Annotated in this window: 13 protein-coding genes; 8 read left to right on the top strand and 5 right to left on the bottom strand. The window is 61.1% G+C overall.

From position 1 onward, the window contains the following. Positions 1 to 13: 13 nt before the first annotated feature. The gene (fabI, locus tag FGE05_RS22545; RefSeq protein WP_003202751.1) at positions 14 to 808 is read left to right on the top strand and encodes an enoyl-ACP reductase FabI; all 795 of its coding nucleotides are present in this window, start codon (positions 14 to 16) and stop codon (positions 806 to 808) included. Positions 809 to 1,068: 260 nt separating this feature from the next. Here fabI and FGE05_RS22540 read toward each other — a convergent pair whose 3' ends face one another. Then, positions 1,069 to 2,031 (bottom strand): diguanylate cyclase, encoded by a 963-nt coding sequence (locus FGE05_RS22540; RefSeq protein WP_139648403.1) that lies wholly within the window; start codon positions 2,029 to 2,031, stop codon positions 1,069 to 1,071. Positions 2,032 to 2,178: 147 nt separating this feature from the next. On the opposite strand from FGE05_RS22540, the gene FGE05_RS22535 reads away from it, so the two are divergent. Further along, on the top strand, positions 2,179 to 3,003 hold the full coding sequence (locus FGE05_RS22535) for an AraC family transcriptional regulator (protein WP_139648402.1): 825 nt from the start codon (positions 2,179 to 2,181) through the stop codon (positions 3,001 to 3,003). 189 nt (positions 3,004 to 3,192) lie between these two features. Here the strand turns inward: FGE05_RS22535 and FGE05_RS22530 are convergent, their stop codons facing one another. Continuing rightward, a complete protein-coding gene (locus FGE05_RS22530; RefSeq protein ID WP_139648400.1) occupies positions 3,193 to 3,780 on the bottom strand; it encodes a LysE family translocator in 588 nt (195 codons plus the stop codon). A 176-nt stretch (positions 3,781 to 3,956) separates the two neighbouring features. On the opposite strand from FGE05_RS22530, the gene FGE05_RS22525 reads away from it, so the two are divergent. Next, positions 3,957 to 5,411, top strand: a complete 1,455-nt coding sequence (locus tag FGE05_RS22525) for a TrkH family potassium uptake protein (protein WP_139648398.1) — start codon at positions 3,957 to 3,959, stop codon at positions 5,409 to 5,411. Between the two features lie 80 nt (positions 5,412 to 5,491). Here FGE05_RS22525 and FGE05_RS22520 read toward each other — a convergent pair whose 3' ends face one another. Continuing rightward, positions 5,492 to 5,956, bottom strand: a complete 465-nt coding sequence (locus tag FGE05_RS22520) for a hypothetical protein (RefSeq protein ID WP_139648396.1) — start codon at positions 5,954 to 5,956, stop codon at positions 5,492 to 5,494. Positions 5,957 to 6,100: 144 nt separating this feature from the next. Here FGE05_RS22520 and FGE05_RS22515 point away from each other — a divergent pair, with 144 nt between their 5' ends. The 3 genes from FGE05_RS22515 to FGE05_RS22505 all read left to right on the top strand — a co-directional run bounded on the left by FGE05_RS22515 (position 6,101) and on the right by FGE05_RS22505 (position 8,465). After that, the gene (locus FGE05_RS22515; protein WP_139648395.1) at positions 6,101 to 7,183 is read left to right on the top strand and encodes a bifunctional transcriptional activator/DNA repair enzyme AdaA; all 1,083 of its coding nucleotides are present in this window, start codon (positions 6,101 to 6,103) and stop codon (positions 7,181 to 7,183) included. A 22-nt stretch (positions 7,184 to 7,205) separates the two neighbouring features. After that, positions 7,206 to 7,838, top strand: coding sequence for a DNA-3-methyladenine glycosylase (locus FGE05_RS22510; protein WP_139648393.1), 633 nt, complete (start codon positions 7,206 to 7,208; stop codon positions 7,836 to 7,838). Positions 7,839 to 7,976: 138 nt separating this feature from the next. Continuing rightward, the gene (locus tag FGE05_RS22505; protein ID WP_139648391.1) at positions 7,977 to 8,465 is read left to right on the top strand and encodes a GFA family protein; all 489 of its coding nucleotides are present in this window, start codon (positions 7,977 to 7,979) and stop codon (positions 8,463 to 8,465) included. A gap of 96 nt (positions 8,466 to 8,561) precedes the next feature. Here the strand turns inward: FGE05_RS22505 and FGE05_RS22500 are convergent, their stop codons facing one another. Then, positions 8,562 to 9,167, bottom strand: a complete 606-nt coding sequence (locus tag FGE05_RS22500) for a tRNA-(ms[2]io[6]A)-hydroxylase (RefSeq protein ID WP_047700941.1) — start codon at positions 9,165 to 9,167, stop codon at positions 8,562 to 8,564. 160 nt (positions 9,168 to 9,327) lie between these two features. Here FGE05_RS22500 and FGE05_RS22495 point away from each other — a divergent pair, with 160 nt between their 5' ends. Beyond that, a complete protein-coding gene (locus tag FGE05_RS22495) occupies positions 9,328 to 10,191 on the top strand; it encodes a universal stress protein (protein WP_139648389.1) in 864 nt (287 codons plus the stop codon). Positions 10,192 to 10,382: 191 nt separating this feature from the next. On the opposite strand, the gene FGE05_RS22490 is transcribed toward FGE05_RS22495, so the two are convergent. Then, on the bottom strand, positions 10,383 to 10,853 hold the full coding sequence (locus tag FGE05_RS22490) for a DUF1289 domain-containing protein (protein WP_139648387.1): 471 nt from the start codon (positions 10,851 to 10,853) through the stop codon (positions 10,383 to 10,385). Between the two features lie 406 nt (positions 10,854 to 11,259). Between FGE05_RS22490 and acnB the strand changes: the two genes are divergently transcribed. Further along, positions 11,260 to 13,860, top strand: coding sequence for a bifunctional aconitate hydratase 2/2-methylisocitrate dehydratase (gene acnB / locus FGE05_RS22485; protein ID WP_139648385.1), 2,601 nt, complete (start codon positions 11,260 to 11,262; stop codon positions 13,858 to 13,860). Positions 13,861 to 14,024: the final 164 nt, after the last annotated feature.

Below are 14,024 nucleotides of genomic sequence, written 5' to 3'. Positions count from 1 at the left end.
AGAGGAGCAACACATGGGTTTTCTCGCCGGTAAGCGCGTACTGATCGTCGGTGTCGCCAGCAAGCTGTCCATCGCATCCGGCATCGCCGCCGCCATGCATCGCGAGGGCGCTGAACTTGCCTTCACTTATCAGAACGACAAACTCAAAGGTCGTGTCGAAGAGTTCGCCCAAGGCTGGGGTTCGAGCCCTGAGCTGTGCTTCCCGTGCGACGTGGCCAGCGATGAAGAAATCGCCAAGGTCTTCGAAGAACTGAGCAAGAAGTGGGACGGCCTGGACTGCATCGTGCACTCCGTGGGCTTCGCCCCGGGCGACCAGTTGGACGGCGACTTCACCGAAGCCACCACCCGTGAAGGCTTCCGCATCGCCCACGACATCAGCGCCTACAGCTTCGTCGCCCTGGCCAAGGCCGGCCGCGAAATGATGAAAGGCCGCAATGGCAGCCTGCTGACCCTGTCGTACCTGGGCGCCGAGCGCACCATGCCGAACTACAACGTCATGGGCATGGCCAAGGCCTCCCTGGAAGCCGGCGTGCGCTACCTGGCCGGCTCCCTGGGCCCGGACGGCACTCGCGTCAACTGCGTCTCGGCAGGTCCGATCCGCACCCTCGCCGCTTCCGGCATCAAGAACTTCCGCAAGATGCTGGCCGCCAACGAAGCGCAAACCCCGCTGCGTCGCAACGTCACCATCGAAGAAGTCGGCAACGCCGGCGCCTTCCTGTGCTCCGACCTGGCGTCGGGCATCAGCGGTGAAATCATGTACGTGGACGGCGGCTTCAACACCACCGCCATGGGCAACATCGAAGAGTAATCTTCCCCGCGCCTGAAAAACGCCGCTCGTCCTGGAAGGGACGAGCGGCGTTTTTCATTCCCGATGCCCCAGCCACGACTCTCCGGTGTGGGAGCGGGCTTGCTCGCGAAGATGTCGGCACAGCCAACGTCAATGCCAACTGACCCGCCGCTTTCGCGAGCAAGCCCGCTCCCACCTGGGTCCTGGGTCGGCCGCAAAATCTCCATCCACCGCCAATCCCCTGTGGGAGCGAGCCTGCTCGCGATGGCGGTTGATGGGCATCAGCACCGCTTGTCCTGTTTCTGCGCATACATGGCGGCATCCGCGTCAGCCAGCAAGCTGTCGATCGATTCGTGGTGTTGTGGCCCGTACTCGACCTGCCCGACGCTGAAGCGGATGTTGTAGCCGCGCTGCTGCATCGCATTGCGCTCATCGAGGACTTCCCGAAGTCGCTCCATGATCGCCGAGATCTCGACATGGGAAGAGCCAGTGAGCAAGGCCACGAACTCATCACCGCCCAGACGACCAATCACGTCGCTTTCGCGAAAGGCAATGCGCAGTACGTCGGCGAAGGTCTTCAGCGCGCGATCACCCTCGGCATGCCCAAAGCGGTCGTTGATGGGTTTGAAATCGTTGAGGTCGAAGTACAGCAGCGTCGCCGGTCGCGACAGGCGCTCACAAACGTCCAGAGCATGTTGGGCCAGTGTCCTGAAGCCACGTCGATTGGACAGCAGGGTCAGTTCGTCCATGCTTGCCATCTGCACGGCGACCATTTCCTGCTCGGCCATCCGCGCCAGGTCGCGCAGCAGCTCGCGCTCTTCGTCATCGAGTTTGCGCGGACGGGTATCGATCAGGCATAGCGTCCCCAGCTTGCTGCCACCCTCCAGTCTCAACGGTTGCCCCGCATAGAAGCGAATGCCGGGGTCACCCGTGACCAACGGATTGTCTCGAAAGCGTTCGTCCTGCTCCGCGTCGCTAACCTCCATGATCTGATCCTGCAAGATCGCATGCCCACAGAAGGAAATCGCCCGCGGCGTTTCACTGATGCTCATGCCACTCTTGGATTTGAACCACTGCCGGTTGGTATCCACCAGGGACACCAGCGCGATGGGCACATCGAACAGGCGTCGAGCGAGGCGGGTCAATCGATCGAAGCGCTCTTCAGGTGCGGTATCGAGCAGTTTCAGCGATTGCAGAGTCTTGAGACGGACGGCTTCGTCATCAGGTTTACCTGGTTCGAGCATCGGTCACTCCGTTGTGGGTACTGGCTCAAGTCTAGCCCAGCCCCACTCCGCTTCCACCGCTGATGAGGTCGTATGACTGAATCAGACGGGCATTTGCCGACGAGGGCTTATACACTGCGACACAGGTTCAATAAGAGGCGCTGACCGATGAAGCCCATCCCCCAGGATTCCGCCCCCCGTTTCTGGCGCGATGCGGCCTTGCCCTTCATTGAAGCCAGGGCCATCGCGGATGGGCGCAAGGTCTGTTATTCAAGGCATTCCCACGACCATTTCTCCATCGGGGCGATCACCGCCGGATGCAGCACCTACGTGCATGAGCAGTCGAATTTCAAAGTCGAAAGCGGCACCGTGGTGCTGATGAATCCAGGGGATGTCCACGCCTGCAACCCGATTGACGATCAGCCATGGTCATACGTGATGCTCTACGTCGACACCCTGTGGCTGAGGGACCTGCAACGGCGAATCGGCTTTGACGAGGAGCTGGATTTCCAGGGCTTTGCCACCACCCACAGCCGCGATGCCGAGCTGTTTGCCGCGTTGCAAGGGTTGTATGGGCAATTGGTGGATGAACGGCTCGCCCCCCCGTCCAAACAAGCCGCCGCCGAGGCGTTCTTCATCGATCTGCAACAGCGCCTCAACCCGGCGGGACGTCCGGACCGGGGCAGCCATCCCGGTTTGATGCGAGCGGCACAGTTCATCCATGACCATTGCGCCGAAGCCTTGAAGCTCGAAGACATCTGCAGCGCCGCGCAACTGTCGCCGTCCTACCTGAGCCGGGCTTTCAAGCGTCACTACGGGATGACGCCCCATGCCTTCCTGGTCAATCGCCGGATCCAGTTCGCCCGCCGGCAATTGCGCGAAGGCAAGCTGATCGCCGACGTCGCCCTGGACAGCGGATTCGCCGACCAGGCGCATTTCCAGCGAGCCTTCAAGCAGCACCTGGCGGCGACGCCAGGGCAGTATCGAGGCTGACACGGGCCATCGGGTGATCCCCTGTGGCGAGGGGATTTATCCCCGTTGGGGTGCGAAGCAGCCCCTGCAACTTGCAACGCAGTGAATCAGGTACGGTTAATTGAACGTTTTAGAGGGGCTGCTTCGCACCCCAGCGGGGATAAATCCCCTCGCCACAAAAAGCTTGCAGGTCAAAACACCCGTGACACCTCAAGGCAGCAACAGGTACATCGCGCTGGCTACCAGCAATCCCGCCATCGTCCGATTGAACCAGCGCATGGTCGCCGGATTGCCCAGCCAGTTGCGCAGGAAACTGCCCGCATACGCCCAGCACCCCACGGAAACGTAGCAGATCACCAGGTAGACGGCTGCGAATTGCCAGACCAGCCTCGCTTCACCATCGGCCACGAAGGCCCCCATTCCCGCGACACAGGCCAACCAGGCCTTGGGGTTGAGCCATTGCATCAGTGCCCCATGGAACATCGAGGGCGCGCGCCCTTCATTCGCACTTCCCAGGTGTCCGTTATCCCGGGCCAGCTTCCAGGCCATGAACAACAGGAACGCCACGCCGCCCAACTGCACCACTCGCGTGAGACCGGGCCAGCGCTGCAGGACTTCATGCAAACCCAGCCCCATCAACACCAGCAGCAGGACAAATCCCAGGGTTGCACCGGCCACATGGCGCAACGTCGCACGAAAGCCGTACCGGGCCCCGGAGCTCAGGGCTACGATATTGACCGGGCCTGGCGTGATGGAGGCGACAAGCGCAAACGCCGCCATGGAGAAAAACAGAGTCATCGCATACCTTCTTCAAGTTGGTTAGGTGGCGCACACAGTAAATCTGCGCAAGCCGCAGGTATTGAACAAAACTGCCCCATTGCAACCACGCGGTACCCGGTGATTTTTTTGTAAACTCTATGCGAATCCGGCCAGTGGAGCCGATACTGTGCGGCTATCTCAGTCAGGCGCGCCCTATGTCCTTTGCGGTATTGCGATTCATTGGCTTCATTCTCGGTATTTTCCTGATTACGCTGGCCGCGAGCATGGTGATTCCGCTCATCACACTGATGATCTATGGGCGAAACGATGACCTCTCGGCATTCTTATGGTCGAGCCTGATCACCTTCACCTGTGGCATCGTGCTGGTCGCTCGCGGACGGCCCGCACACACGCAGATGCGCCCTCGGGACATGTACCTGTTGACGACCGCCAGCTGGGTCGTCGTCTGCGTGTTCTGCGCACTGCCGTTGGTGTTCATCCAGCACATCAGCTACACCGACGCCTTTTTCGAGACGATGTCAGGCATCACCACCACCGGCTCGACCGTCCTGACCGGGCTGGACAACGCATCCCCCGGCCTGTTGATCTGGCGCTCGATGCTGCACTGGCTTGGCGGGATCGGCTTTATCGGCATGGCGGTAGCGGTCCTGCCGCTGCTTCGGGTCGGCGGCATGCGACTGTTCCAGACCGAGTCGTCGGACTGGTCGGAAAAAGTCACCCCGCGCTCCCACGTCGCAGCGAACTACATTCTGTGGATCTATATAGGATTGACCGCCCTGGCGACCCTGGCCTTGTGGCTGGCAGGCATGACGCCTTTCGAAGCGATCAATCATGCGATGTCCCTGATCTCCACGGGCGGTTTTTCCACGTCGGACGCATCCCTGGGGCACTGGCCTCAACCGGCGATCCATTGGGTATCGGTCGTCGTCATGATGGCCGGCTCGCTGCCATTTACCTTGTATGTCGCCACCTTGCGCGGCAACAGACGAGCCTTGTTCAAGGACCAGCAAGTCAGGGGTTTTGTCGGCTTCCTGGTCGTCACCTGGCTCGTGGTAGGAACCTGGCTGAGCCTGAACAGTGACTACACATGGTGGGATGCGGTCCGTATCGTGGCCGTCAACGTGACGTCCGTGGTCACCACCACGGGCGTTGCGCTGGGTGACTACACCCTATGGGGCAGTTTTGCCTTGTTGCTGTTCTTCTACCTGACGTTCGTCGGCGGCTGTTCCGGATCAACCGCCGGCGGCCTGAAGATCTTTCGCTTTCAGGTGGCCCGAGCCTTGCTGATGGGCAGCTTGAAACAACTGATTCATCCCCGGGCAGTGATCCAGAAAAAATACAACAACCACCCCATCGATGAAGAAATCGCCCGCTCGCTGCTGACGTTTTCATTTTTCTTCGCCATCACCATCGGCGCTATCGCCCTGGGGCTGGCACTGATCGGCCTGGACTGGACAACCGCCCTGACCGGCGCGGCCACCGCCGTGTGCAACGTGGGACCGGGGCTGGGGTCAATCATCGGACCGGCGGGCAACTTCTCGACCTTGCCGGATGCCGCAAAATGGCTATTGACCGTTGGCATGTTGCTGGGTCGCCTGGAGATTCTGACCGTCCTGGTGTTGTTCACACCGGTGTTCTGGAAGTACTGAGCCCTTCGCCCTGTTGCAAAGTACAAGGCAAAAAAAAGCCGCGACACCTCGATGGAGGCGTCGCGGCTTTTTTCAGACGATCAGCGGTCGTTCTTGATCGACGAACTGGTCGCGTTGGTCAGTCCCTTGGTGTTGTGGGTACCAGGCGTGCTGTCGGAAATAGCCGAAGCTTTGGTCAAGCCGCGGGTATCGCGGTCGTTGGCAATGCTCGAAGTGACCGACGCATGGCTCGTACGGTCAGTGCGAGTGGTCCCGGTGTGCTTGCCGCTCACGCCATGATCGCGGGTGCGTGTCGCGGTGCCGGTGTGATCGCTGCTCAGGCCTTTGCCGTGACCACTGGAGTCGCTGGATTTCCCACTGCCCTTGCCACCACCATTGCCGCCTCCGTTGCCTCCTCCGTTGCCACCTCCATTACCACCGCCATTTCCACCCGCAGCAGCGTAGCTCGCGCCAATGGGCGACAGATCCGCCGGCAGCAAGGCAGAGGCCCCTAGCATCAGGGTGCAAACTGCGGCGGCAATTAATGACTTCTTATGTTTGGACATGTTGTCTCCGAAAGACAAAATCAACGGTTGAACCTTTAAGACTCAAAGGTTCAGTTTTTGTTCGCGGTTGTCCGACCAACGACAGAGAATTCACTGTCGATTTTTCGGTGGAGCTGTACCGGAGGCAGCTCTATGCTCAGCCCCATGAACAGACAAGACTCGCTGCTCCCACCCCACGCCGAGATGGTCCGCGCCATGCTCGAACGAGACACCGCCTACGAGGGGGTGTTCTTCACCGCGGTCAAGACCACCGGCATTTTTTGTCGTCCCGCCTGCACGGCGCGCAAACCCAAACCGGAGAACGTGGAGTTCTTCGCCCATGCCGACGACGCCCTGTCGGCCGGCTACCGCGCCTGCCTGCGCTGCAAGCCCCTGGACGCTGCCGCCATCGCACCGGACTGGATCCAGGCGCTGCTCAAGGCCGTGGACGCCGAACCCGATCTGCGCTGGACGGACGCCCTGCTGCTGGAACAAGGCATCGAACCGTTGAAACTGCGGCGTTGGTTCAAGCAGCATTTCGGCATGACTTTTCACGCCTACCTGCGCACCCGACGCCTGGGCATCGCCCTGGGGGGGATCAAGGAAGGCAATTCCATCGACAATGCGGCGTTCGATTCGGGCTACGAATCCCTGAGCGGATTTCGCGATGCTTTCGTGAAGTCTTTCCACATCACCCCCGGCCGTGCCGCTCAAAGCGAACCCCTGCTGTTCACGCGCCTGACCACCCCATTGGGGCCGATGCTGGCCATGGCCGAACGACGCGGACTGGTGCTGCTGGAGTTTCTCGACCGTCCGGCGCTGACCCGGGAAATCGAAGAACTGCAACAGCGCTACGGCTACACCGTCGCGCCGGGGCACAACGCACACTTGCAGCAGATCGAAACCGAACTGACGGATTATTTCGCCGGCAACCTCACAACCTTCAATGTCCCGTTGCACATGCCCGGCAGTGCATTTGCCATCCGGGTCTGGGCCGAACTGCAAAAAATCCCTTATGGCGAGACTCGCAGCTACGGCGCCATCGCCACCGTCCTCGGCAGCCCTGGCGCCAGCCGCGCCGTAGGATTGGCCAATGGTCAGAATCGCCTGGCCATCGTTGTACCGTGCCATCGGGTGATCGGTGCGGACGGCTCCTTGACCGGCTATGGTGGTGGGCAACCGCGCAAGGCCTTCCTGCTGCGACTGGAAAAAGCCGCTGTGCAAGTTTCCCTGCCCCTGGCGTTCTGACCATCCCGAGGACACAGACCCGATGCCCGTGCCGTACCACGATGCCAGTGTCTTTCTTGCCAACCTCGATGAAGAGTGGCGGCGTCACGTCGAAACAACCGGCCCCTGCCTGCTGCAACCCAAGCCGGCCCGCGATCCCTACGAAGTCCTGGTGCGGGCCATCGCCTACCAGCAGTTGCACGCCAAGGCCGGCGATGCGATCTTCGGTCGACTGCTGGCGTTGTTTCCGACGCAGCCATTCCCAAGGCCGGAGCAGATTCTGGCGACCGACTTCGAGCAGTTGCGGGGTTGCGGTTTTTCCGCCAGCAAGATCGCAACCATCCAGGGCATCGCACAGGCAGCCCTGGACGGTGTGGTGCCGGATTACCCGACAGCGTTGGCGATGGACGACGAAGCCTTGATCGAGCGCCTGGTCACCCTGCGCGGCGTCGGTCGCTGGACCGTGGAGATGTTGCTGATCTACAGCCTGGAGCGACCGGACATCCTGCCAGTGGACGACTTCGGTGTGCGCGAAGGCTATCGGCGTCTCAAGGGCCTCGAACGACAGCCCGGTCGCAAGCAGATGATCGATATCGGCCTGGCCTGGAGCCCCTATCGGACGGTGGCGGCGTGGTACCTGTGGCGGGTGCCGGTGCCTGCCCGTGGGACCGCGTGATCGTTCTTCGCGAGCAAGCCCGCTCCCAGGGGATCGCATTTCAATGTGGGAGCGAGCCTGCTCGCGATGGCGTCAGACCTGTCGAAACGCTGACCGTCTACGCTATCCCAGGTCATCCCAACCCCATCGGAGGCTCCCATGCTGCTCGAAGGTTCCTGCCATTGCGGCGAGGTGTCATTCAGCCTGACCTGTGCCCACCCCTACCCTTACCAGCGCTGCTACTGCTCGATCTGTCGCAAGACCCAGGGCGGCGGCGGTTTCGCGATCAACCTGGGCGGCGATGCCCGCAGCCTCAAGGTGCGCGGTCGCCGGCACATCTCGATTTATCATGCGCGGCTCAAGAACGAAGGCGATAAACGCGCCCACCGCAGCAGTGCCGAACGGCATTTCTGCTCCCTTTGCGGTTCGGGTTTGTGGTTGTTCAGCCCCGAATGGCCGGAATTGATCCACCCTTTCGCCTCAGCTATCGATACGCCGCTGCCGGTTCCGCCAGAGCGCACCCATCTGATGCTCGGCTCCAAGGCCCCCTGGGTGGAAATCGAAGCGCATCCCGGCGACCAGCGGTTCGAGGTTTACCCCGAGGAATCGATTGCCCAGTGGCATGAGCGCCTGGGGTTGAAGGCTTAAGGCCCCCATCGCGAGCAGGCTCGCTCCCACATGGAAACGCATTCCCCCTGTGGGAGCGAGCCTGCTCGCGATGGCGTCAGTACCGACAACGCTGTACTACAGCGCCGGCACACCACTGTGAAAACGAAACTCCACATCCGGCGACTCGATCAGGTCCCGCTCGGCCTCACGCACCTTGTCGATCACCTGGGCGATGTCCTTGGCATCGCCATACTGGTAGGCCAGTTTCAGGTAACCCTGGAAATGCCGGGCCTCGCTTTTCAGCAGGCCGAAATAGAATTTGCCCAGTTCTTCATCCAGATGCGGCACCAGCGCCTCGAAACGCTCGCAACTACGGGCTTCGATGAACGCACCGACCACCAGGGTATCCACCAGCTTGACTGGCTCGTGGCTGCGCACCACTTTGCGCAGACCCGAGGCGTAACGCCCGGCGGAGAGCTGACGCAAGCCGACCTTGCGCTTTTTCATCAGGCGCATGACCTGCTCGTGGTGCACCAGCTCTTCCCGGGCCAGGCGCGACATCATGTTGATCAGATCGACATGGGAATGGTACTTGGCGATCAGGCTCAGGGCGGTGCTGGCGGCCTTGAACTCGCAGTTCTTGTGGTCGATCAGCAACGTTTCCTGATCGGCCAGCGCAGCCTGGACCCAGGCATCGGGAGTGCGGCAGCCAAGGAATTCGTGGATTTCGGGAAGGATCATGGGGCTCACGGGCAAAAGGTAGTCGAGCGAAGGGCGCCGATTATACCGGCCTGCCCCCAGACCACCAGCCACCCCTGTTGATATGCATCAAGTCGACGACTCACCGGCAAGAACTATAGTTGAGCAACATCATGCCTTTTCATTGCTGGAGACGCCGATCATGCAAGCCATCCGCAGCATCCTGGTGGTCATCGAACCCGAACACTCGGAAAGCCTGGCGCTCAAACGCGCCAAGTTGATCGCCGGTGTGACCCAGGCCCATCTGCACCTGCTGGTCTGCGACAAAAAACATGACCATGCCGGCATGCTCAGCGTATTGAAAGCCGCGCTACTGGCGGACGGCTACAGCGTCACCACGGAACAGGCCTGGAACGAAAGCCTCCACGACACCATCATCGATGTACAACAGGCCGAAGGGTGTGGCCTGGTGATCAAGCAGCATTTCCCGGACAGCCCGCTGAAAAAAGCCCTGCTCACCCCGGCGGACTGGAAACTGCTGCGCCACTGCCCAACCCCGGTGCTACTGGTGAAAACCGCGGGCTCCTGGAAAGACAAGGTGATTCTTGCCGCCGTTGACGTGGGCAATACCGACGATGAACACCGGCACCTGCACAACACCATTATCGATCATGGCTATGACATTGCCCTCCTGGCCAAGGCGCACCTGCACGTAATCAGCGCCCATCCGTCGCCGATGCTGTCGTCCGCCGACCCGACGTTCCAGCTCAAGGAAACCATACAGGCCCGTTATCACGAACAATGCCGGGCGTTCCAGGCCGAATTCGACATCGACGACCAACATCTGCACATCGAGGAAGGCCCGGCGGATGTGTTGATCCCCTATATGGCGCGCAAGCTCGAGGCCGCCGTGACAGTCATTGGCACCGTGGCCCGCTCCGGGCTGTCAGGGGTGCTGATCGGCAATACCGCCGAAGCGGTGCTCGATACCCTGGAAAGCGATGTGCTGGTGCTCAAGCCCCAGGAAGTGGAGGATCACTTGGTGGAGTTGGCGGTCAAGAGCTGAAACACCACCCTTGTGGGAACTACCTTTGTGGCGAGGGGATTTATCCCCGCTGGGGTGCGCAGCAGCCCTGAAACCAGCCGCCTCGCTGTGTCAGACAGATTGAGCTCACAGTGATGGGGCTGCTACGCAGCCCAGCGGGGATAAATCCCCTCGCCACAAAGAATGTCAGCGGGCCACAAAGGAGCACAGTCTCAACCGCCAAACGCGTCCTTCAGGAACCCCGGCGCGATGTAGCGCTGGTAATGGGCTTCGGACAGCAGGAAAAACTCCCGATCGATGGCGTCCCGCAGGTCCGGCAGTTCCCAGTCGCGGAACTCCGGTAGCAGCACCATGCCGTAGGCTTCGAGGTTGTTGATCACCCGGGCGCCCCGGGCGATCAACTGATAGGCCCAGCAATATTCCGACTGGTGCGCCACGAAGCGGATCTGGCGCGCCACCAGTTGCTCGCGCAGCAGCCCGGGGTCGAACACCTCGAGTTTCGCCACCATGACTTGCACCAGCAACTGCTCCAGGCGCATCCACACCGCGCGTTTCTCGTCTTCGCTGTAGCCGTTCCAGTGAATCACCTCGTGGTGGAAGCGCTTGCAGCCACGGCACACCAGGTCACCGTAGACAGTGGAGCAAAGGCCGACGCAGGGGGTCTTGATGAGCTGGTTGGGCATAACGGAACGCACACGCAAAAGCAGGACAGGCCGGCATGTTAGCCCTTTGTCTAAGATTGATCACCCCTCAAACTTCCCGGCCCAACTTACCTTTAATTTTTTTTTCCCGTAGAATCAGCCAGCCTTTTAAGGCGCCAATGTCCGTTAGAAGCTGTTTTCAAAGCGTCACGAGCACAGTCGTTCCTTCAGAACGGTGTTGGCGAAGGGTCTTTCCAGCGGGGAAAGCCCAACGCCAACCCTCATCAGCTCCCCGTTCTGCAGGCGTAAAACTTTGAAAGCAGCTTCTGTGAGGAACCCCGGAAACCCTGGCGTGGTGGCTCAAAAAGCCCCCGACGCGCATGGGTACCGCGGGTTTCTGGATGAGCGTCCCGGACACCCATTTGGGACCACTGATGAGGGTAATACTGTGCTTGAAGCCTACCGCAAACATATCGAAGAGCGTGCAGCACTGGGTATCGTTCCCCAGCCGCTCAACGCCGAACAAACCGCAGGCCTGGTCGAGCTGCTGAAGAATCCCCCGGCTGGCGAAGAAGCTTTCCTCGTTGACCTGATCACCAACCGCGTTCCGCCTGGAGTCGACGAAGCCGCCTACGTCAAGGCCGGTTTCCTCTCCGCATTGGCCAAGGGCGAAGTCCAATCCCCTCTGCTGGACAAGAAACGCGCCGTTGAACTGCTCGGCACCATGCAGGGCGGCTACAACATTGTGACCCTGGTGGAACTGCTGGACAGCGCCGAGCTGGCGCCAGTGGCCGCCGAAGAACTCAAGCACACCCTGCTGATGTTCGATGCCTTCCACGATGTGGCTGAAAAAGCCAAGAACGGCAACGTCCACGCCAAGGCCGTGCTGCAATCCTGGGCCGACGGCGAGTGGTTCAAGAAGCGTCCGGTGCTGGCCGACAAGATCAGCCTGCGGGTGTTCAAGGTTCCTGGCGAAACCAACACCGACGACCTGTCCCCTGCCCCGGACGCCTGGTCGCGCCCTGACATCCCGCTGCACGCCCTGGCCATGCTGAAAATGGCCCGTGACGGCATCGTTCCGGACGAGCAAGGCAAGACCGGCCCGATGAAGCAGATCGAAGAAATGCGCGGCCAGGGGTTCCCGATCGCCTACGTCGGTGACGTGGTCGGTACTGGTTCCTCGCGTAAATCCGCCACCAACTCGGTGCTGTGGTTCTTCGGCGACGACATTCCTTACGTGCCGAACAAGCGTGCCGGTGGTTTCTGCTTCGGCAGCAAGATCGCCCCGATCTTCTACAACACCATGGAAGACGCCGGCGCCCTGCCGATCGAATTCGACGTGTCGAACATGAACATGGGCGACGTGATCGACCTGTACCCGCACGCCGGCAAGGTCTGCAAGCACGGTACCGACGAAGTCATCACCACCTTCGAAATGAAGACCCCGGTCCTGTTGGACGAAGTCCGCGCCGGCGGCCGTATTCCGCTGATCATCGGCCGTGGCCTGACCGAGAAGGCCCGTGCCGAGCTGGGCCTGCCACCGTTCGACCTGTTCAAGAAGCCTGAAGCCCCTGCCGCCAGCACCAAGGGTTTCACCCTGGCGCAGAAAATGGTCGGCAAGGCGTGCGGCGTAGCCGGTGTGCGTCCTGGCACCTACTGCGAACCGAAGATGACCACCGTGGGTTCCCAGGACACCACCGGTCCAATGACCCGTGACGAGTTGAAAGACCTGGCCTGCCTGGGCTTCTCCGCTGACCTGGTGATGCAGTCATTCTGCCACACCGCGGCGTATCCAAAGCCGATCGACGTGACCACCCACCACACCCTGCCTGACTTCATCATGACCCGTGGCGGCGTTTCCCTGCGTCCGGGCGACGGCATCATCCACTCGTGGCTGAACCGCATGCTGCTGCCAGACACCGTCGGTACCGGTGGTGACTCCCACACCCGTTTCCCGATGGGCATCTCGTTCCCGGCCGGTTCCGGCCTGGTGGCGTTCGCCGCTGCCACCGGCGTCATGCCGCTGGACATGCCGGAATCGATCCTGGTGCGCTTCAAAGGCAAGATGAAACCTGGCATCACCCTGCGTGACCTGGTCCATGCCATTCCTTACTTCGCGATCCAGAACGGCCTGCTGACTGTCGAGAAGAAAGGCAAGAAAAACGCCTTCTCCGGCCGCATCCTGGAAATCGAAGGCCTGGAAGGCCTGACGCTGGAACAGGCTTTCGAGCTGTCCGACGCATCGGCCGAACGTTCGGCTGCCGGTTGCACCATCAAGCTGTCGAAAGAGTCGATCACCGAGTACCTGCAGTCCAACATCACCCTGCTGCGCTGGATGATCGGCGAAGGCTACGGTGATGCCCGTACCCTGGAACGTCGTGCCCAAGCGATGGAAGCCTGGATCGCCAACCCTGAGCTGATGGAAGCCGATGCCGACGCCGAATACGCTGAAGTCATCGAAATCGATCTGGCCAACATCAACGAGCCTGTGCTCTGCGCCCCGAACGACCCGGACGACGCCCGTCTGCTCTCCAGCGTAGCTGGCGAGAAGATCGACGAAGTGTTCATCGGCTCGTGCATGACCAACATCGGTCACTTCCGCGCTGCCGGCAAGTTGCTGGACCAGGTCAAGGGCCAGCTGCCAACCCGTCTGTGGCTCTCGCCGCCGACCAAGATGGACGCTCACCAGCTCACCGAAGAAGGCTACTACGGCATCTACGGCAAGGCCGGTGCACGGATGGAAATGCCAGGCTGCTCGCTGTGCATGGGTAACCAGGCACGCGTCGAGCCGAACAGCACCGTGGTGTCGACCTCGACCCGTAACTTCCCGAACCGTCTGGGCGACGGCGCGAATGTCTACCTGGCTTCGGCCGAGCTGGCATCCGTTGCATCGATCCTGGGTCGCCTGCCGACCGTCGAGGAGTACATGGAATACGCCGGTAAGATCGACAGCATGGCAGCGGACGTGTACCGCTACCTGAGCTTCGACCAGATCGCCGAGTTCCGTGAAGCGGCTGCAAACGCCAACATCCCGGTCGTTCAAGCCTAAGGCTTCGACGCTCGACTGAAAACGCCGCCCTTCTTGCGAGGGGCGGCGTTTTTTTTATGCCTGGGCTTTTGATGCAAGCCGCACCGCCGCCATCGCGAGCAGGCTCGCTCCCACAGGGGATCTGGGGTGGACACAATTCCCGAGAACACCTCAGAGCCTGTGGG

This window comes from Pseudomonas sp. ICMP22404 (genome assembly GCF_006227205.1).
In the GTDB taxonomy this organism is placed as follows: domain Bacteria; phylum Pseudomonadota; class Gammaproteobacteria; order Pseudomonadales; family Pseudomonadaceae; genus Aquipseudomonas.
Note: the sequence above shows the minus strand (reverse complement) of the source record. Positions and strands in the feature narration are given on the sequence as shown.